This window comes from Vibrio mytili, assembly GCF_000830505.1.
GTDB lineage: Bacteria > Pseudomonadota > Gammaproteobacteria > Enterobacterales > Vibrionaceae > Vibrio > Vibrio mytili.
This window is the reverse complement of the sequence record NZ_JXOK01000051.1, coordinates 1-26,329: the sequence shown is the minus strand read 5'-3', so window position 1 is coordinate 26,329 and position 26,329 is coordinate 1. Positions and strand designations below refer to the sequence as shown.

Annotated in this window: 19 protein-coding genes, 5 tRNA genes and 1 pseudogene; 15 read left to right on the top strand and 10 right to left on the bottom strand. The window is 45.6% G+C overall.

Annotated elements, in window-relative coordinates; translation table 11 throughout:
• Positions 1-126: 126 nt before the first annotated feature.
• On the bottom strand, positions 127-1,017 hold the full coding sequence (ilvY, locus tag SU60_RS14205) for an HTH-type transcriptional activator IlvY (RefSeq protein ID WP_041156092.1): 891 nt from the start codon (positions 1,015-1,017) through the stop codon (positions 127-129).
• Between the two features lie 144 nt (positions 1,018-1,161).
• Between ilvY and ilvC the strand changes: the two genes are divergently transcribed.
• On the top strand, positions 1,162-2,646 hold the full coding sequence (gene ilvC / locus SU60_RS14200) for a ketol-acid reductoisomerase (RefSeq protein ID WP_041156091.1): 1,485 nt from the start codon (positions 1,162-1,164) through the stop codon (positions 2,644-2,646).
• A 269-nt stretch (positions 2,647-2,915) separates the two neighbouring features.
• On the opposite strand, the gene ubiK is transcribed toward ilvC, so the two are convergent.
• The 4 genes from ubiK to SU60_RS14180 form a co-directional block, all read right to left on the bottom strand.
• On the bottom strand, positions 2,916-3,167 hold the full coding sequence (gene ubiK, locus SU60_RS14195; protein ID WP_041156090.1) for a ubiquinone biosynthesis accessory factor UbiK: 252 nt from the start codon (positions 3,165-3,167) through the stop codon (positions 2,916-2,918).
• A 146-nt stretch (positions 3,168-3,313) separates the two neighbouring features.
• Positions 3,314-6,436 carry a multidrug efflux RND transporter permease subunit VmeD gene (gene vmeD / locus SU60_RS14190; protein ID WP_041156089.1) on the bottom strand — a complete coding sequence of 1,041 codons (3,123 nt, stop codon included), beginning with the start codon at positions 6,434-6,436 and terminating at the stop codon, positions 3,314-3,316.
• 12 nt (positions 6,437-6,448) lie between these two features.
• Entirely contained in the window at positions 6,449-7,555 is a 1,107-nt protein-coding gene (vmeC, locus tag SU60_RS14185) for a multidrug efflux RND transporter periplasmic adaptor subunit VmeC (RefSeq protein ID WP_041156088.1), read from the bottom strand.
• Positions 7,556-7,573: 18 nt separating this feature from the next.
• Positions 7,574-8,155: a TetR/AcrR family transcriptional regulator gene (locus SU60_RS14180; protein WP_041156087.1), complete on the bottom strand. Its 582-nt coding sequence runs from the start codon at positions 8,153-8,155 to the stop codon at positions 7,574-7,576.
• A 170-nt stretch (positions 8,156-8,325) separates the two neighbouring features.
• On the opposite strand from SU60_RS14180, the gene rep reads away from it, so the two are divergent.
• Complete coding sequence (gene rep / locus SU60_RS14175) at positions 8,326-10,341, top strand: DNA helicase Rep (protein ID WP_041156086.1); 2,016 nt, start codon at positions 8,326-8,328, stop codon at positions 10,339-10,341.
• A 94-nt stretch (positions 10,342-10,435) separates the two neighbouring features.
• Here the strand turns inward: rep and SU60_RS14170 are convergent, their stop codons facing one another.
• The gene (locus SU60_RS14170) at positions 10,436-10,849 is read right to left on the bottom strand and encodes a c-type cytochrome (protein ID WP_041156085.1); all 414 of its coding nucleotides are present in this window, start codon (positions 10,847-10,849) and stop codon (positions 10,436-10,438) included.
• A gap of 336 nt (positions 10,850-11,185) precedes the next feature.
• Here SU60_RS14170 and SU60_RS14165 point away from each other — a divergent pair.
• The 5 genes from SU60_RS14165 to SU60_RS14145 all read left to right on the top strand — a co-directional run bounded on the left by SU60_RS14165 (position 11,186) and on the right by SU60_RS14145 (position 11,748).
• Positions 11,186-11,262, top strand: a tRNA-Arg gene (locus SU60_RS14165).
• Between the two features lie 35 nt (positions 11,263-11,297).
• Positions 11,298-11,373, top strand: a tRNA-His gene (locus SU60_RS14160).
• Positions 11,374-11,443: 70 nt separating this feature from the next.
• A tRNA-Pro gene (locus SU60_RS14155) sits at positions 11,444-11,520 on the top strand.
• Between the two features lie 51 nt (positions 11,521-11,571).
• Positions 11,572-11,647, top strand: a tRNA-His gene (locus tag SU60_RS14150).
• Positions 11,648-11,671: 24 nt separating this feature from the next.
• Positions 11,672-11,748: transfer RNA gene (locus tag SU60_RS14145), tRNA-Pro, on the top strand.
• Between the two features lie 445 nt (positions 11,749-12,193).
• Here the strand turns inward: SU60_RS14145 and SU60_RS14140 are convergent.
• The gene (locus tag SU60_RS14140; RefSeq protein WP_041156093.1) at positions 12,194-12,919 is read right to left on the bottom strand and encodes an HAD family hydrolase; all 726 of its coding nucleotides are present in this window, start codon (positions 12,917-12,919) and stop codon (positions 12,194-12,196) included.
• A gap of 671 nt (positions 12,920-13,590) precedes the next feature.
• Here SU60_RS14140 and SU60_RS14135 point away from each other — a divergent pair.
• The 6 genes and pseudogenes from SU60_RS14135 to SU60_RS14110 all read left to right on the top strand — a co-directional run bounded on the left by SU60_RS14135 (position 13,591) and on the right by SU60_RS14110 (position 21,389).
• On the top strand, positions 13,591-15,306 hold the full coding sequence (locus tag SU60_RS14135) for an ABC transporter ATP-binding protein (RefSeq protein WP_041156084.1): 1,716 nt from the start codon (positions 13,591-13,593) through the stop codon (positions 15,304-15,306).
• Between the two features lie 89 nt (positions 15,307-15,395).
• Positions 15,396-16,949, top strand: a complete 1,554-nt coding sequence (locus tag SU60_RS14130) for an ABC transporter substrate-binding protein (RefSeq protein WP_041156083.1) — start codon at positions 15,396-15,398, stop codon at positions 16,947-16,949.
• A 179-nt stretch (positions 16,950-17,128) separates the two neighbouring features.
• Positions 17,129-18,105: pseudogene (locus SU60_RS14125) on the top strand (ABC transporter permease).
• A 2-nt stretch (positions 18,106-18,107) separates the two neighbouring features.
• A complete protein-coding gene (locus tag SU60_RS14120; RefSeq protein ID WP_041156082.1) occupies positions 18,108-19,064 on the top strand; it encodes an ABC transporter permease in 957 nt (318 codons plus the stop codon).
• Between the two features lie 167 nt (positions 19,065-19,231).
• A complete protein-coding gene (locus tag SU60_RS14115; RefSeq protein WP_041156081.1) occupies positions 19,232-20,209 on the top strand; it encodes an SPOR domain-containing protein in 978 nt (325 codons plus the stop codon).
• Positions 20,210-20,381: 172 nt separating this feature from the next.
• Positions 20,382-21,389 carry a LacI family DNA-binding transcriptional regulator gene (locus tag SU60_RS14110; protein WP_041156080.1) on the top strand — a complete coding sequence of 336 codons (1,008 nt, stop codon included), beginning with the start codon at positions 20,382-20,384 and terminating at the stop codon, positions 21,387-21,389.
• Between the two features lie 152 nt (positions 21,390-21,541).
• On the opposite strand, the gene edd is transcribed toward SU60_RS14110, so the two are convergent.
• The gene (gene edd, locus SU60_RS14105) at positions 21,542-23,338 is read right to left on the bottom strand and encodes a phosphogluconate dehydratase (RefSeq protein WP_041156079.1); all 1,797 of its coding nucleotides are present in this window, start codon (positions 23,336-23,338) and stop codon (positions 21,542-21,544) included.
• The gene (locus SU60_RS14100; protein ID WP_041156078.1) at positions 23,335-23,862 is read right to left on the bottom strand and encodes a gluconokinase; all 528 of its coding nucleotides are present in this window, start codon (positions 23,860-23,862) and stop codon (positions 23,335-23,337) included. Before SU60_RS14100 ends, edd begins: the two co-directional genes overlap by 4 nt.
• 154 nt (positions 23,863-24,016) lie before the next feature.
• On the opposite strand from SU60_RS14100, the gene SU60_RS14095 reads away from it, so the two are divergent.
• Both SU60_RS14095 and SU60_RS14090 read left to right on the top strand, forming a co-directional pair.
• Positions 24,017-25,393: a GntP family permease gene (locus SU60_RS14095; protein ID WP_041156077.1), complete on the top strand. Its 1,377-nt coding sequence runs from the start codon at positions 24,017-24,019 to the stop codon at positions 25,391-25,393.
• Positions 25,394-25,402: 9 nt separating this feature from the next.
• Complete coding sequence (locus SU60_RS14090; protein ID WP_041156076.1) at positions 25,403-26,014, top strand: bifunctional 4-hydroxy-2-oxoglutarate aldolase/2-dehydro-3-deoxy-phosphogluconate aldolase; 612 nt, start codon at positions 25,403-25,405, stop codon at positions 26,012-26,014.
• Between the two features lie 83 nt (positions 26,015-26,097).
• On the opposite strand, the gene SU60_RS22145 is transcribed toward SU60_RS14090, so the two are convergent.
• The coding region (locus SU60_RS22145; RefSeq protein ID WP_209419714.1) for a hypothetical protein at positions 26,098-26,329 on the bottom strand (232 nt) is incomplete at its 5' end.

Here is a 26,329-nt window from a genome sequence, read left to right as displayed (position 1 = left end):
GGCTTTAAATTTCAGTTTTTAGATTTAGACAATCTGAAGACAATAGTTGAAAAAGCCCGCTCAAAGAGCGGGCTTTTTTGCATTTTTCGTTAGAAAAACTACCTGAGGGTAGGTATAGCTGCCCGATCAGGGCGCTATGAATTTGCTCTCCGCTACTTCCCAAAATGCTTTTACTAATGGGTTATTTAATTGACTTTTGGTACAGCAGACACCTAACTCGAATGGTTTAATTGGTAAGACTTTTAAACGGTTTATTTTCTCTCTTACCGGGCTGTTGTTAATTACGACGTCTGGAGCAATTCCTACACCACAACCTAGCGCTACCATGCTGACAATCGCTTCGTGTCCTGAGGTTTGTGCGTAAATATTGGGCTTAATTTTCATTTGCTTCAACCAAATATCGGCTCTTTCTCTGGCGGTCCCAGCTTCAGGTAGAATAAAAGGAATTGCAGACCAATCCGGAGTTTCTTTTTGTAGTTCTTCAGCAAATGTGCTTATCCCCACGGGGGCGATAACAGAAAGTGGTACTTCACTAATCAACTCAAAGGCGATATTTGTTGGCAGTTGCTCAGGCATCGCTGAAATAGCAATATCAGCTTCATCGGCCAAAATCTTATCGATAGCTTGCGCAGGATCCCCAGTAGAGAGTTTGAACTCAATGAAAGGGTGCTGTAAGCGGAAATCTGAAATGAGTTCAGGAAGGTGGCTGTAACTGGCGGTCACAGAACAGAAGAAGCGAATTTCTCCTTTAAGCTCTCCTTCTGTGCCTTTGAGATGGCTTTGGTATTGCTGCCACTCTCCTAAAATTTTGAGAGCAACAGGTACAAGTTTTTTACCTTGAATCGTTAATTCAACACTGCGGTTATCGCGAACAAAGAGGTGCTGATTTGTTTCTTCTTCTAATTTCTGTATTTGTCGACTTAGCGCAGACGGACTGATGTGCATCGCAGATGCGGTTTTGACAAAGCTTTTACTGTCACACAGGTGAATAAAAAATTGTAAGCTTTTAATGTTCATTGAAGATGCAATTCCCATGTTGCAAAAAGTGCAATAAGTAATTGTGAATATATCACTTTGAGCAATGGTCTGTCTGCTTTAGTATGAACGTATTCGGTAAGATAAGTGCCGACCTCTTAGGAAGAATAGTAAAGGAGCGCCATGATGGCTAATTATTTCAATACCCTAAACTTGCGTGAGCAATTGGACCAACTTGGTCGTTGTCGTTTTATGGATCGCAGTGAATTTGCTTCAGAAGCAGATTACCTAAAAGGCAAGAAGGTAGTCATCGTTGGTTGCGGTGCTCAAGGCCTTAACCAAGGTCTTAACATGCGTGATTCTGGTTTGGATGTAGCGTATGCACTTCGTCAAGCAGCTATCGATGAACAGCGTCAATCATTTAAAAATGCCAAAGACAACGGTTTTGAAGTAGGTAGCTACGAAACGTTAATTCCCCAAGCAGATCTCGTTGTAAACCTTACACCTGACAAACAACACTCCAATGTTGTAGAGACGGTAATGCCACTAATGAAAGAAGGTGCAGCTCTAGGTTATTCACACGGTTTCAACGTTGTTGAAGAAGGCATGCAGATCCGTAAAGACCTTACGGTTGTGATGGTAGCGCCTAAGTGCCCTGGTACAGAAGTTCGTGAAGAATACAAACGTGGTTTTGGTGTTCCAACACTGATTGCTGTTCACCCTGAAAATGATCCAAAAGGTGAAGGCTGGGATATCGCGAAAGCATGGGCTGCAGCGACAGGGGGACACCGTGCTGGCTGCTTGGAGTCTTCTTTCGTTGCGGAAGTAAAATCAGACCTAATGGGTGAGCAAACAATCCTTTGTGGTATGTTACAAGCTGGTTCAATCGTATGTTACGAAAAGATGGTTGCGGAAGGCATTGACCCTGGTTATGCAGGTAAGCTACTTCAGTACGGTTGGGAGACTGTCACGGAAGCACTGAAGTTTGGTGGCATTACACACATGATGGACCGCCTATCTAACCCAGCTAAAATCAAAGCTTTTGAGCTTTCTGAAGAGCTAAAAGAGCTAATGCGCCCGCTTTACAACAAGCACATGGATGACATCATCGAAGGCGAGTTCTCTAGCACCATGATGGCTGACTGGGCAAATGATGATGTGAACCTACTAGGTTGGCGTGAAGAAACAGGTCAAACTGCGTTTGAAAACTACCCAGAAACAGACGTTGAAATCTCTGAGCAAGAGTACTTCGACAACGGTATTCTGATGATTGCTATGGTTCGTGCGGGCGTTGAGCTTGCGTTTGAAGCAATGACGGCGTCAGGCATTATTGATGAGTCTGCTTACTACGAATCTCTACATGAGCTACCACTTATCGCGAACACTATCGCACGTAAGCGCCTATACGAAATGAACGTTGTTATTTCGGATACAGCAGAGTACGGCAACTACCTATTTGCCAACGTTGCAACGCCACTATTGCGTGAGAAATTCATGCCTTCAGTAGGTACAGATGTTATCGGTAAAGGTTTGGGTGAAACATCAAACCAAGTTGACAACGCCACGCTGATCGCAGTGAATGAGAAAATCCGTAATCACCCTGTAGAGTACATCGGTGAAGAGCTTCGCGGATACATGACTGATATGAAGCGTATCGCGGTAGGTGGCTAAGCTTCTTTGCTGTAGAGCTTAATTTCTTTGCCGGAAATACTCATTTGCTTACGTAAACGCTGTGTTTCCTCTTCGATATTAAATTTTACAGTATTGAAGCACTAAAAATCCTCAGTCAGACTGGGGTTAAAATACAAAACACAACATCTAATAAAAAGGCTTGGTCGCCGTTGACCAAGCCTTTTTTGCGTTTATAGACAATGGAATTAGCGATAGCGTCTATGTTTGATTTCAATAAAAACGCTTCCCTACTTGGAAGCGTTTTCTGGTTACTTATCTGCTAACTTGGCTTCTAGCTCGGCTAATTTCTGTTCCATCTCAGTGAGCTTCTGGCGAGTGCGAAGCAGAACCTGAGTTTGAACATCAAACTCTTCTCGGCTTACTACATCAAGTTTATTGAGCTGGCCTTGAATGACTTGTCGAACTTTTTGGTCAACGTCTGCACCGAGCTCTTTTACTGGTTGTGGCATTGACTCGTGAATTTGTTTAGCGATTTGCTCTAATTTCTTTGGGTCAAACATAGTGGTGAAAACTCCTTATGATTTGTCCTCATTTTAAGTAATTGATACGGGAAAGTCGCTAGTTAGAGAGCAAAAAATCGAGACAAGTACAGCAAACATAAGGCAATAAAAAAGGCCACCGAAGTGGCCTTTTTAGTTATAGGCGATTAATGGTTGTCAGTAAGGCCTCGTTGCGCCGCTCTCGCTTCATCAACTCGCGCCAACTTCTCCAGGTCTTTGTCTTCTACAAACACTGGCAGAGGCTTATGCTTTTCAGCTAGGTAACTATAGATGACTGGCAGTACAAACAATGTGAATAATGTACCGATAGCTAGACCAGAAACAATGACAATACCAATACTGAAACGCTGTGCAGCCCCTGCACCAGTGGCATACATCAGTGGTATTAGGCCTGCAATCATCGCTGCAGTTGTCATTAGAATTGGACGAAGTCGAACTTTTGCTGCTTCCATTACTGCTTCTGTTTTACCCAAACTATTATGTAACTGTTCTTCTTTAGCCACTTCACAAATCAAGATACCGTGTTTGGTAATCAAACCGACTAGCGTGATCAAACCAACTTGCGAGTAGATGTTCATCGAAGCTGTGCCCCATGCTAACGCGATCAAGGCACCACATATTGCTAGCGGTACAGATACCATAATGACGATAGGGTCGCGGAGTGACTCAAACTGAATCGCTAGAACCAGGAAGATGATCGCCAGTGCAAGACCAAATGTTGCGTATAACGCACTGCCTTCAGTTACAAACTGACGAGACTCACCCATGTAATCGTGGTTGTAGCCTGCGGGTAGTTTGTTTTGTGCGATATCTTCAAACCAGTTAATAGCATCACCCATTGCAATACCAGGCGATGGAACCGCACCCACAGTCGCTGAGTTTAGCTGGTTGAAGTGTGGTAAAGAGCGCGGCTCTGCCACGACATCAATGGTGATTAAGCTACCCAGTGGTACGGCTTTACCATCAACAGAACGTACGTAGTAGTTATTCATTGATTCTGGGTTTAAACGCCATTTACGTTCAACTTGTGGGATCACTTCGTATGAACGGCCATTCAGATCGATACGGTTAACATAACCGTCCGCCATCATGGTGCTGAGAGTGATACCAATATCTTGCATGGTCACGCCATAAGCGCCTGCTTTATCTTTATCTATCTTGATCTTCATGGTTGCTGAATCGTAGTTCAGATCCAGATCCGAATAGACAAACATCGGACTACTTGCAACATCTGTCAGAATATCACTAGCAATGGTAAATAAGCTCTCGAAGCTATTTGGTGTTGTAATGACAAACTGAACAGGCAGACCTGAGCCTGCACCAGGTAGTTCAGGCATTTGGAATGCAGTGACAGACATACCTGGAACACTTGAAACTAGCCCACCAACACGCTTAGTCACTTCGGATTGGCTCGCTTCTCGTTCACTCCATGGTTTTAATGTTGCTAGACCAAATGCTTGGTTTGAGTTTGGTATACCGTTAAATACCTGCGCGTACTCCACTTCTGGCTGATCAGACAGAATCTTGTTCACGTCATCCATGGTATTTTGGATATAGTCCAAGTTAGCATTCGACGGTGCTGTACCCATCAGTACAACGACACCTTTGTCTTCAGACGGAGCCAGTTCGCTAGGAATAAACTTGAACAGCATTGGTAAGCTCGCAAACACAATTATCGCAAAAGCAATGACAACTGGGCGGTGAGCCATGACCGCTGCGAGCATTTTCTCATAGCGGTTAGTCATTCCATCGAGTATGTGATGTACTTTTTGCTCAAACTTGTTTGGTTGCTCGTTGGCTTTCAACATCTTTGAACACATCATTGGTGATAGTGTTAAAGCGATGATGCCTGATACAAACACCGAACCCGCTAGCGTTAAAGCAAACTCCTTGAACAATGAACCAGTGATACCACCCATCAGTGCGATTGGCGCGTATACCGCCCCCAAGGTTAATGTCATTGCGATAACCGGTACTGCAATTTCACGTGTACCAATGATTGCTGCGCGGAATGGTGACTCCCCTTCTTTGATGTGCCGATCCACGTTTTCTAGCACCACGATCGCGTCATCTACCACCAGACCAATAGCAAGTACCATCGCCAGCAGAGTCATTAAGTTCCATGAAAAGCCCATCGCTTGCATAACCATCGCCACACCAATCAAAGAAAGTGGAATAGTCACGATGGGAATGAGTACCGCACGGAACGAACCAAGGAACAAAGTGATCACCACAAGTACGATCAGAGCTGCTTCAACAATGGTTTTCACAACTTCGTGAATAGATTCGTTGATTGCAATAGTGGAGTCGTACAGCACATTCATTTTAATGTTGCTTGGTAGGTTGCGCTCAAGCTGAGGCAGCAGTTCAAGTACATCGGCTGCGATGTTGATTGGGTTAGCACTTGGTGCAGCGTTGATCGCTGCAACTACTGCTTCTTGGCCGTTTGCACTTGCACGGTAAACGTCGTGACTCTTCTCAAGAGTTACCTTAGCGATATCACCTAAGCGAACCACGTCCCCTTCACCCGTTTTCACGACCAATGCTTCAAGTTCAGCAACGTTTGATACCTGAGTATCTGCACTACCATTATAGAGTACGAACTCGCCAATGGCTTGGCCTGTCGCGGATTGGTAGTTGTTAGCATTTAGAACGCTCATGACGTCCGTTGCTGTCAGCTTTAAAGCGCCCATTTTTGCTGGATCTAGCCATACGCGCAGCGCGTATTTCATACCACCATAAAGGTCAACTTTTGAGACACCGTTTACAGTGAACAACTGTGGGTTAATTACGCGTTCAAGGTAGTCGGTGATCTGGCTGGAAGATAACTCGTCACTGGTAAAACCAATGTACAGTACGGCGGTTGTCGAGCCCGTCGACATCGTTACGGTCGGGTCTTCGGATTCTTTTGGCAGCTGGGAACGTACCGAGTTCGTTTTCGCTAAGATATCAGCCAATGCTGCGTTCGGGTCGGTATTCAACTTCATGTTGACGGTAATCGTTGAACTACCTAACACCGATTGCGAGGTCATATAGTCAATATTATCGGCTTGAGCAACGGCTTGCTCCAATGGCTGTGTAATAAAGCCTTGGATCAAGTTGGCACTTGCACCGTAGTAACTGGTGGAGACGGTAACCACCGTATTGGTCATTTCAGGGTATTCACGAACTTGCATTTTGAACACGGCTTGCAAACCAAGCAATGCAATCAAAAAGCTGATCGATACCGCCAAAACTGGACGTTTTATAAAAACATCTGTAAAGCGCATGATGCCTCCAGCTTAAAGCATTGGTGTTTCAGCAGGTGGGGTTGTTGCATCGCTTTCAACAATGCTCACTTTCGCGTGGTTGCTTAAACGAACTTGCCCGGATGTCACCACAATATCCCCTGGCTTCACGCCTTCGAGAATGTGGGCGATATCTTTAGAGCGTTCGCCTACTTTCACCACATGCTGTTTAACGCGTTTCTCACCATCTTCTTCCGTTACGATATAAACATTGTCGCCGTATAGCGTAAACGTGATCGCAGTTTGAGGTAGAGTTACCTGGTTTTCTAATTTAGGCAGAATGATGTTTGCACGTGCGAACATACCGCTACGCAGTTTGCCATCACTATTCGGAATATCGGCCTGAACCTGGATTAAACCACTTTGTACATTAACCGCAGGCTCAATGGCGGAAATAGATCCTTTGAAAGGCTGATCTGGGTAAGCATCAACAAAAATATCCACTTCTTGGTCAATATTGATACGAGAAATATCTGTTTGCGGTACAGTAAAGCGCAAGCGCATCACGCTTGTATCTTCAAGGCGAACAATATCAGTACCCGCCTGTAAATACTGACCTAGATAAACATTACGGATACCTACTACGCCATCAAACGGCGCTTTAATTGCACGTCGGTCGATGGTTGCTTTCAAGCTTTCAATATCTGCTTGTAAAGAGAAGTAGTTCGCTTCTGCTTCATCATACGCTTCTTTAGAAATAGAGCCTTTCTTGAATAACCCTTGATAGCGTTTGTATTTTGCTGCAGCTGCTGGGAGCCTCGCTTGTGAGCTCTTCAAATTTGCTTTTTCGACATCAGAATCAAGCAAAACGAGAGGTTGGCCAGCTTTAACTTGTGCGCCAGATTCGAAAGCGATGTTGTCGATAACACCGGTGGTTTCATTGGCAACAGTAACCCCTTGGTTTGGTTCGATGAAGCCGATTGCTTCTATGACTGGTACCCAATCAACCGCTTGTACTTCCGTAACGGTCACAGGGAATTCAGGCTCTGGGCGGTTTGCCATGTATTCAGCAATCTTCTGTTGCTTAAAGAGATTGAAACCTATCACGCTGCCGAACAAAAGAACGGCGATAAGTAACATGAAAAAAGTCCACTTTTTCATTCTATTAAGAACTCCAAATTAGTGTTTAATAATTGCATCCCAACTGGCCTCAATGGCAGCCTCTAAGGCGTCATCATCCAGGTGGTAAAATCCAAATGCGTGTCTTCTAGCCAATGCTGAACATGCTTCAAAACTCAATCCAGCAAGGACATCATTGTCGAGAGGTTTAAAAATGTTTTGTTCTTTCCCTTGGTCAAAAAAACGATCGACTTGAGCAAACAATTGTCGTTCGATTTTCTGTGTTTCGATAGTTTCGGCCCGGGGTAAAGATTGATACTGAGCTCGATTACTGATGGTGCATAAGTTTGAAGCTGTAAAGTGCCAGACATTAAGCCACATGGTTCTATAACGCTCTTTCAAGGGCATTTCATCACTAACACCAGCTTGCATAGCAGTGGCGACTCGTTTGGCAACATGAAGACGCACTTCCTCTAGAAGGATCTCTTTGTCTGTGAAATAACGGTAGATTGTCCCTGTTGCGACCCCAGCCTCATTGGCGAGCTTTTGCATCGAAAGGCCTTGAAAACCTGATTCAGCAATGAGCTTTTCCGTAGCTGTGAGGATCTGTTCCCGTTTATCCCCGGTAGGGGGAGTGCTCATAATTCCACCTCAAATGAATGAACGTTCATTCATTATAACTTAAGATATAGGTTGATGTGCAACAAAATGTTTTTATTGTCTGCCTAAAATATACCGCTAAAAACACCGTAGCATTCATTAGGCCACCCCTTTATCATAGGCAGCATATTTTTCATCTGCAGAGAACTTTTATGAAGCTGAACCCCAATCAAGATGAAGCCGTAAAATACGTATCAGGTCCTTGTCTAGTGTTGGCGGGGGCTGGCTCAGGCAAAACACGTGTGATTACCAATAAAATCGCTTATTTGGTTCAGCAATGTGGCTACAAAGCTCGTAATATCGCTGCGGTAACGTTTACCAATAAAGCGGCACGTGAAATGAAAGAGCGTGTTGGACAAACGTTGGGCAAAGCAGAATCTAAAGGTTTGATGGTGTCGACCTTCCATACATTGGGGTTAAATATCATCAAGCGAGAGTACAAACAGCTTGGGTTGAAAGCGGGGTTCTCTCTATTTGATGATCAGGACCAACTGGCGCTGTTGAAAGAGTTAACCGAAAAGCAGCTTGATGGTGATAAAGATCTGTTACGCCAACTGCTTAGTTGTATCTCCAATTGGAAAAATGACATGTTGACCCCAGAGCAAGCGAAAGCGCGAGCACAAGGTGAGCAGCAACAGCTATTTGCTTTCTGTTTCGACATGTACCAAAAGCAGATGAAAGCTTACAACGCGCTCGACTTTGATGACCTCATTCTCATGCCCGTATTGTTGCTGCGTACCAACGAAGAGGTAAGGCAGCGTTGGCAGAGTCGAATTCGTTATCTATTAGTGGATGAATACCAAGACACCAACACCAGTCAATACGAGTTAGTCAAACTGCTCGTGGGGGAACGAGGTCGTTTGACGGTGGTTGGTGATGATGACCAATCTATCTACTCATGGCGCGGCGCCAAACCACAGAACTTAGTATTGCTTGGAGAAGATTATCCAAATCTGCGTTTAATTAAACTTGAACAGAATTATCGTTCGACAAGCCGTATTCTTCGTGCGGCAAACATATTGATAGCCAACAACCCACATGTGTATGAGAAGTCACTATTCTCTGAAATCCCGGATGGTGAGAAGCTGAAAGTACTGTTGGCGAAGAATGAAGAACATGAAGCCGAGCGAATTACCGGTGAATTGATCGCGCACAAATTTCTGAACCGCACTGACTACCGATCTTATGCGATTTTATATCGTGGTAACCATCAGTCTCGTTTGATTGAAAAGTCCTTAATGCAAAACCGCGTGCCTTATAAAATATCTGGAGGCACTTCCTTTTTTGCACGTGCTGAAATCAAAGACATCATGGCGTATCTTCGAGTACTGGTTAATCCAGATGACGACAATGCATTTTTGCGCATCGTCAATACGCCACGACGTGAAATTGGCCCGGTTACATTAGAGAAGTTGGGTAGTTACGCCAATATGCGAGGCAAAAGCTTATTTGAAGCGAGCTTTGAGATTGGGTTAGAGCAGCACTTAACTGGGCGAGGATTAGAAAATCTGCGTCGTTTTACGCAATGGTTAGTCGCGATTGCTGATCAAGCGGAACGCGGCGATACCGTAACGGCGGTCCGCTCGTTGGTTCGGGATATCAACTACGAAGACTGGTTATATGAAACGTCGACGAGTCCCAAAGCGGCCGAAATGCGTATGAAGAATGTGTCTGATCTGTATTCTTGGATAGTCGCTGATTTGGAAGGCGATAATTATGATCAAGAAGAAAAAACTTTGAAAGAAGTGGTTCAGCGCCTAACTTTGCGCGACATGATGGAGCGTGGCGAAGAAGATGAGGACAGCGATGCTGTTCAACTCATGACTTTGCACGCATCGAAAGGTTTGGAATTTCCTTATGTCTACCTGATTGGATCGGAAGAAGGGATATTGCCACACCAAACAAGCATTGATGAAGATAACGTCGAAGAAGAGCGTCGCTTGATGTACGTAGGTATAACACGAGCTCAACGGGAGTTGACCTTTACGATGTGTAAAGAACGTCGACAGTTTGGTGAGCTAATCAAACCGACCCAAAGCCGTTTTCTTGATGAGTTACCTTTTGATGATGTTGAGTGGGAAGTGAACAAAAAGCCCGTTACGCAAGAAGAGCGCATGGCGAAAGGGCAAGCTCACATTGCTAACCTTCGTGCCATGTTTAAGAAGTAACAACCTGTTTAGTAAGTAACAACAAGTAGGCTTACTCATCATTAGCAAGCCTACTTGTTGTTCAAATAGGGACTTTAATAATAAAGCTCGCCGTTTATAGGCCTTCAGTCATATGGTCGATGGCTGCAGCTATCTCATCATCAGAACAATCCATACATGTCCCTTTCGCTGGCATTGCGTTAAAGCCTTCAAGTGCATGCTTGAGCAAGACATCTTTACCTTGAGCGATACGAGGCGCCCAGTCATCGGCGTTGCCAACCTTAGGTGCACCACTCACACCAGAAGCGTGACACGCAATACAGAACGTACCGTAAACTGCCGCGCCATCACGTGGCCCCGTCGGCTCTTCTTTAACTGGCTCGGCACCTGCTAGGTACACATCACCGACAGGTTTGATGCGCTCTGCAATCGCATCGTAATCAGTTTGGCTGATGCCGGAAGCTAGCGCTGCCGAAGAAAACGTTAAGGCAGCGAACAAAACGCTAATCATTTGTCGAGACATATCCATTAAACCCACTTCACATTCCCGAGGTAAGTGACTTACCTATTTATATAGTTAGAGTATTAGTGCCGAGTGGAGAACAAGGTTATAAGTGTCTCCATGGCATAGAATGATTAGACAACCTAGTTGCAGCTGTTAAATCAATGTAAATAATGAGTGATTATATCCCGAGAACTTGTTGCAATAAACAACAAGTTATCCATGACAGGGCGTGAATCACATCTAACCTTCAGTTTAAAGGCAGATAACTGTCGAAAAAGAGACCAAACGATAAAAAAAGTTAAAAAAACACTAGACGGCATAGTGTGATATCCGTATTATTCCACTCCGCCGATAGGGCATGCGCCCGTAGCTCAGCTGGATAGAGCGTTGGCCTCCGGAGCCAAAGGTCGAAGGTTCGAATCCTTTCGGGCGCGCCATTATTCCCGGAGGGATCTAGTCGGTAAAATCAGTGGTGGCTATAGCTCAGTTGGTAGAGCCCCGGATTGTGATTCCGGTTGTCGCGAGTTCAAGTCTCGTTAGCCACCCCATTCTTTCTTTTTTAGAGAGAACAAGGTAGCATTGCTTCCTATCTTGATTTAAGTCAGGATAAAACTTAGTCGGTGAATAGCGCAGCTTGGTAGCGCATCTGGTTTGGGACCAGAGGGTCGGGGGTTCGAATCCCTCTTCACCGACCACTATTATTGGTTTATGGCTTATTATTAAGCGGTAAACATGACAATTTGATGGTGGCTATAGCTCAGTTGGTAGAGCCCCGGATTGTGATTCCGGTTGTCGCGAGTTCAAGTCTCGTTAGCCACCCCATTCTTTCTTTAAAGAATACACGATCGGTGAATAGCGCAGCTTGGTAGCGCATCTGGTTTGGGACCAGAGGGTCGGGGGTTCGAATCCCTCTTCACCGACCACTATTAAGAAACCTCATCAGAAATGGTGAGGTTTTTTTACATCTGAAATTGGTGAAAGGTGCAGCTTGGTAGCGCATCTCATTCTTTTACATATAGCGGACCAGAGAGGGTCGAGGGTTCGCCTGATGTTCAAGTTCTGGCTCTTCACCGACCACCATTTAAAGCCTCGACAGAAATGTCGGGGCTTTTTTGCGTTTAAAGGTCCTAGGCGAGTGTGCTGGAAGCACAGTGTGAAACGTGATCTTTATATGTGTTGTTTTGGAATACTTATTACAGAATACAGAAGTATTTGATATTGAGTTGGATCGGTCGAAAATAATCCGTAATCCGTAATCCGTAATCCGTAATCCGTAATCCGTAATCCGTAATCCGTCATTTTGAGATTATATCCGCACCATCAATAATCCCTTCTAGGACCCTAGGACCCTAGGACCTTAAATTCCGCTTACTCTGCTAGCGTTTTAAGGATTTCTTTCAACTCGAGAGTGTCTCTCACTTCGTAATCTGGTTTGATATCGGTTGGATTGTTAGTCGCGGTTGGGTTTACCCAAACGCTCAAAATACCCATATTGTTTGCACCCGCGATATCTGCTGTGAGTGAGTCTCCAATGTGTAAGGCTTCTTCTGGAGTGACATCCGCTAAGCTCAGCGCTTTTTCAAAGATACTTGCTGCCGGTTTTTCTTCAGGCTCTTCCCCACCGACAATAATATGATCGACCCAATCGCTCATCTTGGTTGCTGCCAGTTTTGGGTGTTGAGAAAAGACGGGACCATTTGTGATCACTACCAGAGTGTAGTGTTGACGCAGATCGGCGAGCATCTCTTTGACACCGGGGAAAAAAGTAAACGCACTCATGCGTGCCGCGTCAAAATAGTTCTGTGCTTGCTGTGCGTGTTCAGCATTGATATCGATACCGTGTTCAGCCAAAATCGTTTGAATTAAGCCACAGCGAAAAGCGTTTTCATCCGGAAGTAAGGCCACCAGTTGGGGAAACTCTGCGTTAAGATTTTTGTACACACCTTGTAGGTAACGGTGTAAGAACGCATCTGGTGCGGTGAGTGCTGGGTAGGTTGCTTGGATCCAATCTGCAAACTGTTGCCCTGCAACTTTGTCGGCCTGTGAAGTACCGCATAACGTCTCGTCCATATCAAAAAAAATCGCTTTAAGCACTGGGGTTCCTACCATCTATCGTTCGTTTATAGAACCAATTATCTATGATTTGGGCTGAAATGACACCCTAAAGCCGGTATTGGACTCTGCATCTAAGTGGAAAGCGCAAAACAGCGGGGTTGATAGTGAAATTTGCGATTTTTACGGATGAATAAATTGCAAAAATAACGCTGCTCTATAATAGGGATGAGTATTTGTTCTATTTTGTTGAACGGTTCACGTTTTGGCTTTATCGACCTCGGGTTGGCTGTGGTTTTTTATATTCATAGACTAGTTTGTGAGTGGAGCATTATCTTTATGTATTGCATTACATTCAAAACTTTGTTTTGTAGATGTTAAAAATCGCGTATGAATAGAGTGTTGTCATTAATAGTGATGAATCGTTTAATTTTGGAGCATTTTTCTGCTTTTATTGGTGCATGACGCACAAAAATAGCGTGACATTCGAGTGGATAAATACTTGTTAATGCATTTTTATTCGCTTTTTGTGCGTCTGTAAGAGGTTTTCCCGGCGGATTATACTTTAATTGTTGCTTTTTTGTGTTATTTTTGCCACATTGTTACCGCATTTTGTTTTCAGATTATTATTCTGAATTTGAACGGATTCATTCGGGTGATGAATGGTGCTGCGGCACGATTCGATACCACAGACAAGGCAGTAGAGGTCTGAAATGTCACTATTAGAAGTGAAAAACCTTCGCATTGAATATCCATCCCGTCACGGCATACACGCCGCCGTGAAATCGCTCTCGTTTCATATTGATCGTGGCGAAATTGTGGGTGTTGTTGGCGAATCAGGGGCGGGAAAGTCCACCGTTGGTAACGCTGTTATAGATTTGCTAAGCCCTCCGGGTCACGTGGCCAGCGGTGATGTTTTCTTGGATGGAGAAAAAATTTCTGGTTTGTCTCCAGAAGCGATGCGTAAGGTGCGCGGTTCGAAGATAGGTTTTATTTTCCAAGACCCAATGACCTCTCTTAACCCATTATTTACGGTTGAGCAGCAACTGAAAGAAACCATTCATGCCAATATGAAAGTTTCTGATGAAGAGGCTTATCAGCGTGCGCTTTCTCTGATGCAACAGGTTGGTATTCCTCAACCTGAAAATCGTCTCAAGCAATACCCGCACCAATTCTCTGGTGGTATGCGTCAACGCGTGGTCATTGCCATCGCACTTGCTGGTGAGCCAGATCTTATCATTGCTGATGAACCAACTACCGCATTGGATGTTTCTATTCAGGACCAAATCTTAGGCTTGATTCGTGAACTGTGTATCAAGAAAAACGTAGGATGTATGTTGGTGACACACGACATGGGCGTGGTCTCGAATGTCACTGACAGAGTCGCGGTTATGTACCGAGGTGACCTGGTTGAGTTTGGTCCGACGGCGAAAGTTCTGGGCAACCCTGATCACTCTTATACTCGCAGCTTGATTTCAGCCGTACCGCGCTCAGACATGAAGTTGGATCGCTTCCCTCTAGTGAGTTACATCGAAGAAGCGGCCGAAATGGCGCCGATCGATATCAAGAACCACTGGCTAGGCCAAAGCCAAGATGAGCGTGAGTATACAGGCCCTCTGTTGGATGTAAAAAACGTTAACTTACGCTTTGTCACTAAAGATTCTTTGTTTGAAAGTCGCCGTGAGTATGTGCAAGCCTCGAACAACGTCAGCTTTGAAGTTCACGAAGGGGAGACGTTTGGCTTGGTTGGCGAATCTGGTTCCGGTAAATCGACCATAGCACGCGTTATTGCAGGGCTGTATGAACCAAACTCAGGCCAAGTGAAATTTGAAGGCCTTGACCTGACGGCAATGAAATCAGAAAAAGAACGTCGCCCGGTTCGTCGTCAAATGCAGATGGTGTTCCAAAACCCTTATACGTCAATGAATCCGCGTATGAAAGTCGCGGACATCATTGCTGAACCGATCCGTTTCCATAAATTAACCAAAAACGAATCAGAGACACGTCAGATCGTGAATGACTTGCTTGATCACGTGGGGCTGGGGCGTATGGCTGGCTTGAAATACCCACATGAATTCTCGGGTGGTCAGCGCCAGCGTATTTCTATCGCTAGGGCATTGGCGACTCGTCCTCGACTTCTGATTTGTGATGAACCGACGTCTGCGTTGGACGTCTCGGTACAGGCACAAATTCTTAATTTGCTGAAAGATCTGCAAAGTGAACTGAACTTAACGATGTTGTTTATCAGTCACGATTTACCCGTGATTCGTCAAATGTGTGATCGTGTGGGGGTCATGCAGATGGGGACTCTACTCGAAGTCGCACCGACCGAGCAGCTCTTTACCGCCCCTCAACACGAGTACAGCAAAAAACTGATTTCCTTGATGCCAGAATTTACTGGCTTGAGAGAAGACATCAAAACGGCATAAACCAAGTATTTCGCTTGGCTGATTTTTAGCCTTAACAGACGCAAACACAACAATAAGGGACTCGATCCCAGCATGAAGGAGTTATGCAAATGAAAACCATGAAAAGCAAATTAGCAGTGGCGCTAATCGCAGCGGGTTTAAGCTTTAACGCATTAGCAGCTGATATTAAAGTTGGCTATGCAGCTGACCCGGTATCTCTTGACCCACACGAGCAGTTGTCTGGCGGTACGTTGCAAATGTCACACATGGTATTTGACCCATTGGTTCGTTTTACTCAAGAAATGGATTTTGAACCTCGTTTAGCAGAAAGTTGGGAACGTATTGACGACAAAACCGTCCGCTTCAAACTGCGCGAGGGTGTTAAATTCCATTCAGGCAATACATTAACAACGGACGATGTCGTGTGGACGTTTGATCGTCTACAGAACTCTCCAGACTTTAAATCCATCTTTGAACCGTATGAAAAAATCGTCAAAGTCGACGACTACTCGTTCGACTTAGTGACGAAAAACCCATACCCATTGGTACTGCAAACGGCCACTTACATCTTCCCAATGGACAGCAAGTTTTACACGGGAAAAACAGAAGATGGTAAAGACAAATCTGAGGTGGTCAAACACGGTAACTCCTTCGCCTCAACACACGTATCTGGTACTGGTCCATTTATCGTTACATCACGTGAGCAGGGTGTAAAAGTAGAATTTGAACGTTTTAAAGACTACTGGGATAAAGAATCAAAAGGTAATGTAGACAAGTTGACTCTAGTGCCTATCAAAGAAGATGCAACCCGTGTAGCAGCGCTGCTTTCTGGTGGTGTTGATATGATTCACCCTGTGGCACCAAACGATCACCAACGCGTGAAAGACGCAGATGGCATCGATTTGGTGACGCTACCTGGTACGCGTATCATCACGTTCCAATTGAACCAAAACAGCAATGAAGCGCTGAAAGATGTTCGCGTTCGCCAGGCGATCGTTTATGCGATCAATAACGAAGGCATCGTGAAGAAAATCATGAAAGGCTTCGCGACGGCTGCAGGTCAGCAAAGCCCAGCTGGTTATGTTGGTCACAATGACGCGCTCGTTCCTCGCTACGATCTGAAAAAAGCCAAAGAGCTAATGAAAGAAGCAGGCTATGAAGATGGCCTGACACTTACCATGATTGCGCCAAATAACCGTTACGTGAATGACGCAAAAGTGGCTCAAGCTGCGGCTGCGATGCTATCTAAGATCGGTATCAAGGTTGATCTGAAAACCATGCCTAAAGCGCAATACTGGCCAGAGTTCGACAAGTGTGCGGCGGATATGTTGATGATTGGTTGGCACTCAGATACGGAAGATTCAGCAAACTTCAGTGAGTTCCTCACTATGACTCGCAACGAAGAAACGGGTCGCGGTCAGTACAACTGTGGTCACTACTCAAACCCAGAAATGGACAAAGTAGTGGAAGCGGCAAACGTAGAAACCGATCCTGCGAAACGTGCTGAAATGCTAAAAGGCGTCGAAGCAACGTTATACAACGACGCAGCATTTGTACCGCTACACTGGCAAAGTGAAGCATGGGGCGCGAAGTCTAACGTGAAAGCCGCAGACATCGTTAACCCAATGGTTATGCCTTACTTCGGTGATCTAGTGGTTGAGTAATCACCCTTTGTCGTTAAGTCGTTAGAGGGGGACAGCGTCTCCCTTGGTGAGCCTCGTAACACATCAACGTGTATGAGGCTCAATCTTGGCTCAGTTTTATTTCAGTCGGATTGAGCTGGTTTAAAGACTGAATTTTCTCTCTTATTTATAGAGACTTATGGATAGTTAAGGGGCAAGGAATGTTTTCGTTTCTGGTCAAGCGCCTGTTTCAGGCACTGATAGTGATGTTTGTGATCAGTTTGGTGGCGTTTTCCATTCAGGATAACCTGGGTGATCCGCTGCGTGAGCTTGTAGGTCAATCGGTTTCAGAGTCGGAGCGTCAAGCGCTGCGTGATGAGCTGGGCCTGAACGATCCCTTTATCACAAAGTACACTCGCTTTGTCGGTAATGCACTGCAAGGTGATTTAGGTACATCTTACTTTTTCAAGCGACCAGCGGTTGAGGTGATTCTCGATAAGCTGGTAGCAACGCTAGAGTTGGTTTTTGGAGCGACACTGATCATTATTGTCTTCTCTATACACTCGGGGTTTATTCTGCCATACACCCAAAAAGTATCTTTACCAAATTTGTTATGGCCATGAGTAGTGTCGGGATTTCGATCCCCGTATTTCTGACCGCCATTATGTTGATGTATGTATTCTCCATCGAACTCGGTTGGCTGCCGTCCTATGGGCGAGGTGAAACCTCCAATCTGCTTGGTTGGGAGTCGGGTTTCTTTACCATTGATGGTATTAAGCACCTGATCCTGCCGTGTATCGCACTCGCTTCTATCATGCTACCGCTGTTTATTCGTCTTGTTCGCTCCGAAATGCTAGAAGTGTTGAGCTCAGAGTACATTAAGTTTGCTAAAGCAAAAGGCCTGAACTTACAAAAGATTTACTACCAACACGCTCTAAAAAATACCATGCTACCAGTTCTGACGGTAGGTGGTGTACAAATCGGTACTATGGTGGCCTACACCATTCTGACTGAAACCGTATTCCAATGGCCGGGTACCGGGTTCCTTTTCCTTGAGGCAATTAACCGTGTTGATACACCGTTAATCACAGCCTACGTCATCTTTGTTGGTTTGATCTTCGTGGTAACCAATACCATCGTTGACTTGCTGTACGGCATCATCAATCCAACCGTGAATCTAACAGGAAAAGGAGCTTAATCATGAGCCTATCAAATCCAGTCTCTGCGCCTGAAGCCGCTCCTTCAGCTTGGCAGCGTTTTAAACAATCAGATTTTCTGTATTACTTCAAGCGCGACAAAGTCGCGATGGCGAGTTTTACGATATTTTTGATGTTTTTAGTTTTGGCTCTTGCTGCGCCTATTTTGTCACCAACGGATCCGTATGACTTAACGTCTATCGACATCATGGATTCAGAACTGCCGCCATCTTGGATGGCAGAAGGGGACGAACGTTTTGTGCTCGGTACGGATGAGCAGGGCCGCGATATTTTATCTACCATTCTTTATGGCTCGCGTTTGTCACTGACGATTGGCTTTCTTGCCGTTGGCTTGCAGTTGATCCTCGGCATCATCATTGGTCTGTCTGCAGGTTACTTTGGTGGACGTATCGACAGTTTCTTGATGCGTTTTGCTGATGTTCAGCTATCGTTTTCGACCATGATGGTGGCGATTATTGTTTCAGCGATATTTAAAGCCAGTTTTGGTAGTGACTTTTACAGTCAATATGCCGTGGTGATGCTGGTGGTCATCATCGGTGTTGCGGAGTGGCCACAATATGCGCGTACGATTCGAGCATCGGTACTGGCTGAGAAGAAAAAGGAATACGTAGAAGCGGCGCGCGTGATGGGCTTTAAAGCGCCACGCATCATGTTCCGTCACATCCTGCCGAACTGTCTATCACCAATCTTGGTTATCTCGACGGTACAGGTAGCGAACGCAATCATGTCAGAAGCGGCACTCTCTTTCCTTGGTTTGGGGTTACCTGTCGATCAGCCTTCGCTTGGTGCGTTAATCAGTATTGGCTTTAACTACATTTTCTCCGGCGCTTGGTGGATCACTGCTTTCCCTGGTGTTGTATTGGTTACACTGGTGTTGGTTATTAACCTGCTCGGTGACTGGTTACGAGATGTCTTTAACCCTAAGCTGTACAAAGGTTAAGAATCGCGTTATTCAGGGTTGTTAATTCACCTAATTCCTTCCTAAACTAAGAGCCGGATGAATTTCCGGCTCTTTTTTTGCTTGTTGTTCTTTATGTTTAAGTATGTTCACCATTTTTTGGCGCTCTGACGCCATATGATTTTATCCATTAGTTTAGAGTGAAGCGCATGGAAATGAAGAAGGCACCACACCCATTTCGTCTTATCCAATCAAGCCTTAGCCTAGGTGTGCTACTAATATGTGCCCAGCTTTCTCCTCCCGCTTTAGCGGACGAGTTTCTTTGTCAGGCTACGCAAGCCAGTGACAAACAGTTGCCGGTCCTTGAACAAAGTTGCCCTATTGGCAAAGGGGTTTGGGGAAAGAAAGTGCCAACAGGCAATCCTGATTTTTATTGGATTCAATGCGGCTTGTTACCCAAACCGATGTCACTGGCTAAAGCAAAACCCATTTATAGTAAAATCACCACCGATGTCTGGATGAAGCCAGAGTCAAATGGTTACCGTTGTCTGATTGGTCCTTATACTTCGTTTTCCAGTGCTTCGACGGATTTACGCAGTGTCAAAACCTTGTCGAGTTATAAAGAAGCCTTCATTCGTGTTGTCGGGCAAAACCATGCTCAGGTTAGCACTCAAACTCAGTCAGCCGAGATACCCACACCTGCTGCGGTTTCCGCTGCGCGTACCAATACCGACGCGTTTAAAGAGACGACGAGTAAAACAACAGCCAATCAATCCACCTCGTCAACACCGCAGTCAGAAAAAGCTAAGTCTGCTACGGTAGCGCCAGTTGCCAAATCAAAACTAACCCCTAATGATGCGATTTCGGTACGGTTGAAAACTTCGTTGCAAGGTAAAACTTACGTCGTTCCTTATCTTGTTGAAAATCATAACCAGTTCTATATGGAGTACGGCAAACCGTGGAACCGACTTAATTACGCGGATGCCACACGTGTCTGCCAACAGATTGGTATGACTCTGGCGACAGAAGCGGAATTTAAGCAATTAAGAGATTCAGGCGTGATGGAGAAAAACAACTGGCCAATACAGCTACCTTATTGGGGCAAAGATAGAAAAGGGTTGTTTATGGACCGAGATTCTAACCAATTAACGGGCACATCATTACTGAATGTGATGTGTGTACAGTGACCTTGGTTGCGAATAGATAGTGTTGATCATCCTGTTGTTACTCGTCATTTAGCAGGGAACAAACGCGCAGTTGGCTTCTGATTTTTTTTGCCCCCCGAGCTTAATCAACTTGTTGTTGTGCTTGGGATTGGTCATAATGTTACAAGTAACATTATTAATAAGTAACACATTTATGGCTCAGCAGAGTAAAAAATCACGTACGACACTCCAAGATATCGCTGAACACGTTGGCGTGACTAAAATGACGGTCTCGCGTTATATGCGTAACCCTGATTCTGTGGCAGAAAAGACTCGGGAAAAAATTGCCAGCGCAATTGAAACAATGGGTTACATCGAAAATCGTGCACCAGCGATGTTGTCAAAGTCATCGAGCAAAGCGATTGGGATTTTGCTTCCTTCTTTGTCTAACCAAATCTTTGCCTCGTTTGTTCAGGGTATTGAGATGGTGACTAAAGCTAATGGCTACGAGACACTTTTAGCTCACTTTAGCTACGATGAGCTGGAAGAAGAACGCAAGATTGCTTCACTGCTTTCCTACCAAGTTGATGGCTTGATTTTAACCGAAAGTCACCACACACAACGTAGCGTACAAATGATCAAAAACTCGGGTATTCCGGTAGTGGAGACGATGGAATTACCAGAGAATCCCATTGATATGGCGGTGGGCTTGGATCATGAGGACGCCTCTTATTGTGTCGTTAAGCGTATGTTAGGTTCAGGCAAACGCACCATCGCTTACTTTGGCGCGCGTTTAGATACGCGAACACAACTACGGATGAGAGGCTATGATCGCGCAATGACAGAGGCGGGCCTTGAGCCGAAGCACGTATTAACGGGAGAGCATTCGAGTTTTTCATTAGCTCATGACTTACTGGCTCGTGCGCTGGAGACGTACCCAAACCTGGATGGTGTATTCTGTACCAATGATGATATTGCTATTGGTACAATACTCAGCGCCCAACAGCGCGGTATTCAAATCCCTCAGCAGTTAGCGGTTGTGGGTTATAACGCGTTAGACATTGGGCAAACTATTAGCCCGAAATTAACCAGTGTGGATACGCCTCGTTTGGAGATTGGCAAGAAGAGTGCTGAATTGTTGATTGCGAGACTTAAAGGAGAAGCGCCATCGACTTTGGTGGTTGATATGGGATATGACATCACGGCTGGTGAGAGTGTGTAACCTTTTTTTAAAGAAAAATAAAGCGGAGTGACCAGCACTCCGCTTTGCTGTTTAGGCCCTACACAGTAAAAAAGCCCAACAAGCGCTGTCCAGAGGGGGCGAGCGAGACGCCCTCATCCTAACAACATTTAACCGCGAAACCTCAACAGACCCTAGACAATGAAGCTTGCACCTTGATCGGCACTGGACACATTTTGACGGATCACCTCAAACAACCCGCGCCCCCAAGTTTGCTGCATCGACTCGGTATTTACCGGAATCATCTCTCGGCCAGAGGTGTCGGCCAAGTTGTTCAATTCGCCTGTTTGGCAATCAAGGCGAATCAAATCGCCGTTACGCACCAAACCAATCGCGCCGCCACGAATAGCTTCGGGTGAGACGTGAATCGCAGATGGAATTTTACCTGATGCACCAGAGAGTCGACCGTCGGTGACCAAAGCCACTTTGAATCCAGCCTTTTGAAGATTGCCTAAAATCGGCATGAGTTTGTGCAGTTCTGGCATGCCATTCGCGGCCGGGCCATTGTGCGTGACCACTACGACGCAATCTTTATTCAATTCGTTACGCTTGTAAGCGGCTTCCACTTCATGTTGACACTGGAAAACGACGGCAGGTGCTTCGATGATGCGTTGTTCGTCTTTGACCGCAGAGACTTTTACCACCGCCTTACCCAAATTGCCCTTGAGTACGCGTGTGCCGCCTGTATTTTGGAAGACGTGTTCAGAAGCGGCGATAACGTCCGGGTTTTGGCTGCCTTGGCAAGTGGCCCAAATCAGTTTACCGTTAATCATGTTTGGAATGGTCATCTGGTCAGAAAACGTACCAAATACGGGTTTGACATCGCTATGCAGTAGTTCTGATTCATTTAATCGGTGCAAGAGTGCGGGGACGCCTCCAGCGGCCTGAAACGCATTCATATCCGCTGGCCCGTTGGGATAAACTCGTGCTAATAGTGGCACAACGTCAGAGAGCTCACTGATATCTTGCCACGTCAGTAAAATACCGGCTGCCCGTGCCACGGCGATCATATGAATCGTGTGGTTAGTGCTGCCGCCAGACGCTAATAGTGCGACGATACCGTTCACTAAGCTCTTCTCTGTGACGACTTCAGCCAAAGGTCGGAAGTTACTAGAGCCTGTTGTCATTGAGGCTATCTTCAATGCGGCGTGTTCGGTCAAGGCGTGACGTAGTTCGGAGTGCGGATGGATGAACGCTGAGCCTGGCAGCATTAGTCCCATCGCTTCAAAGACCAGCTGATTAGTGTTCGCGGTGCCATAGAATGTGCAGGTTCCGGATGAGTGGTAAGATCGGCACTCCATATCGAGTAAAGCATCTTTATCGACCTCGCCCGCAGCATATTTTTGGCGAACATCAACCTTTTCTTCATTGCTGATGCCTGTTGCCATAAGCCCTGCTGGTATAAATGCGGTTGGCAGGTGGGCGTACGATAGCGCGCCCATCAGTTGTCCCGGGGCAATTTTATCGCATATTCCTAAAAGTAGAGTGGCATCAAATACGTTATGACTTAAAGATAGTGCGGTAGATTGGGCTATCAAGTCACGCGAGAACAAGGACATATCCATACCAGGTTGCCCTTGTGTCACACCATCACACATGGCTGGAACACAGCCTGCCACTTGGGCTGTGTGTCCATATTGAGCCAATGCTTGTTTGATTTGTTGTGGGTAAGTTTGGTAAGGCTGATGAGCACTTAACATGTCGTTATAGGCACTGATTAATGCGATATTTGAGTGAGTAAAATCAAGAAGGCTCTCTTTCTCACTGGCACAGGATGCTGCCACGGCATGGGCTAAATTACCGCAAGATAATCCAGTACGGCCCTTACCGGCATCGGCTTGAATTTGTGCTCGTGCTAAAAATGCTGAGCGAGCTTCGCGACTGCGCTCGATGAGACGAGCTGTCACATTGATAACAACGGAGTGGGTCATGATGCCTCCATAACCGAGTGTTGTTTCAGTAGCGCTTGAGCTGAGCGCTCGACGACGGCATGAATGTCACCGTCAATACTGACTACGATGGTTTTTGGTTCATTATCTGGCCGTTCAAGTGCATCAAATTGGCTCTTCACCATGCTTTCTTTCATGAAGTGCCCTTGGCGCATTCGCATACGATTAAGAATGAGTGACATATCGCCATCAAGAAACAAGAAAGTCACGTTACTGTTACCCTCACGGATTTGATCGCGATACACCTTTTTTAGAGCAGAACAAACAATAATACCGTGTTCATTCTTACTTTCTAAGCTATAGGCGGCATCACGAATTCGTTCTAGCCATGGCTTACGATCGTCATCATTGAGAGGTTGACCTGATGCCATTTTTTGAATATTGGCTTTTGGATGCAGGTCATCACCGTCGATGAATTTGCGCCCTAGTTTTTTTGCTAACATATCGCCAATTGTGCTTTTTCCACTCGCACAAACGCCCATAACGATGACACTACTACCAGCCATAACTTATCCTCATAACTAAAGTTGCGCGTGATCTCAATTTTTGAATTCACTTTAAAATATGGGTTTATCTTATTCATGTTATCGGTAACATGTTACCGGTAACTTAGATAAATGTGAACCAAAACACAAACAATAATATTTAAAGGTGAAACCCATGGAGCACTTAACCCAAGTCCCAGATCCTACATTTCTACTCATGGTTGCAGGCTTTGCTATTGCTGCCTTACTTGTTCTAATTATTAAGTTAAAAGTCCACGCATTTGCCTCCCTCACGATGGTGAGTTTAGCGACGGCTATCATAACGGGTGTCCCTTCTGAAGATGTTGTCCCAACCATGATGGGCGGCTTCGGTGGCACACTTGCTTCTGTCGCATTGCTGGTTGGTCTAGGCGCGATGATTGGTAAAATTTTGGAAGTGACTGGCGGAGCTAAAGTTCTCGCTGATACCCTAATTGGTCGTTTTGGCAAAGAGAGAGCGCCTTTCGCGCTAGGTGTCGCCTCGTTAATGTTTGGTTTTCCGATCTTCTTTGATGCAGGTCTTGTGGTTATGATGCCAATCATTCTTAGTGTGGCGGCGCGTTTTGGTGGGTCGCCACTCAAATACGCATTACCAGCAGCGGGTGCGTTTGCGGTCATGCATGCGTTTGTGCCACCGCATCCTGGTCCAGTGGCAGCGGCGGAGTTTCTTGGCGCAAATATTGGCCTACTACTGATGGTCGGTATCTTGGTGGCGATTCCAACTTGGTACATTGGTGCTTACCTATTCGGCCTTTACGCAGGTAAGAAATTTGAAATCCCATTGTCCAAAGCTTTCTTTAATAGCGAAGTCACTGTGGATGAAAACAATGCGCCAAAATTTGTTACTGTCCTGACCATTTTGGTGCTTCCTGTTCTGCTGATCTGTCTTGATACCGTTTTAAATACCCTTGCCGTAGCAGGTACTATCGATGGCAATGCGCCGCTGGTTGAATTTTTGCGTATGCTAGGTAAAACCCCGGTTGCGTTGCTGATCACTTTGATGGTTTGTCTTGCCGTGTTCACTAAAGATTACGGAATGGCTAAACTGGAGAAACTGTGTGGTGAGTCATTAGCTCCCATTTGTGGTGTTATCCTGGTAACCGGTGCTGGCGGTATGTTTGGTGGTGTCTTGCGTGCAAGTGGTATTGGTGATGCACTTGCCGGGGTGTTAACAAACACTGGTATGCCTGTGGTTGTTGCGGCATTTGTGATTTCAACCTGCCTTCGTGTCGCGCAAGGTTCCGCCACGGTTGCTCTCACCACAACTGCGGCTTTGATTGCACCAGTTGTCGCGGTGACGACGGGGCTGAGCGAACTTGATCTCTGCTTTATCGTGATTGCAATTGCGGGAGGCGCTACTGTGCTTTCGCACTTCAATGATTCTGGCTTCTGGTTAGTGTCTCGTCTGCTGGAGATGGATGAGAAAACGACATTAAAAACTTGGACGGTAATGGAAACATTATTAGGCAGTATCGCGTTTATTATCGTCGCAACATTAAGCTTTATTCTTTAGAGGTTACTCATGAAAACTCTTGAACAACGATTAAGAGAGATAAAAATCGTCCCTGTTATCGCCATCAACGATGTTGATCAGGCATTACCGTTGGCAAAAGTGCTGGTAGAAAACGGCCTACCATGTGCAGAAATTACATTCCGCACAGACGCAGCGGCTGAGTCCATTCGTATCATGCGTGAAGCGTACCCAGACCTGCTGATTGGCGCAGGTACGGTGTTGACCACACAACAAGTGGATATCGCAATCGACGCGGGCGTGGACTTTATCGTTAGCCCTGGCTTCAACCCAACTACAGTGAAGTACTGTCAGCAACGAGGCGTGACTATTGTCCCGGGCGTGAATAACCCAAGCCTTGTTGAGCAAGCGATGGAAATGGGCTTGCATACGCTTAAGTTCTTCCCAGCAGAGCCATCTGGCGGCGTAAACATGCTAAAAGCACTTACGGCGGTTTATCCAGTGAACTTCATGCCGACTGGAGGCGTAAGCCCTGCGAACGTTGAAGATTACCTAGCGTTGAAATCGGTTGTTGCATGTGGCGGTACGTGGATGGTGCCAACAGTAATGATGGACAATGGCGATTGGGACGGTATTGCAGAGTTGGTTCGTGCGGTTAAGTAATTTACGTTAACGTGATAAAACCTGATGTAAAAAAGGGTCATCAATTGCATTGATGACCCTTTGTATATGTGGCCTGAGGGTTATTAGCGCGTTGCGCTTATCTCATGGTCTGAATCTACCGCGACAGGTCGATTCTGAAATAAATCTGGAAAGGTATGTGTGATAAGGCTTCTCAGCCTTTTCCAGAAAAACAGTAGTTTTTGACTATTTTTCCTAAAATTCGAGTTTTTAGAATACCAATTTCCAGATAATTTGTCACTTCCCAAAAAGCGAGGCTCAAGGTGGTGCTGATGGATCGCGCCATCAAACTCATTT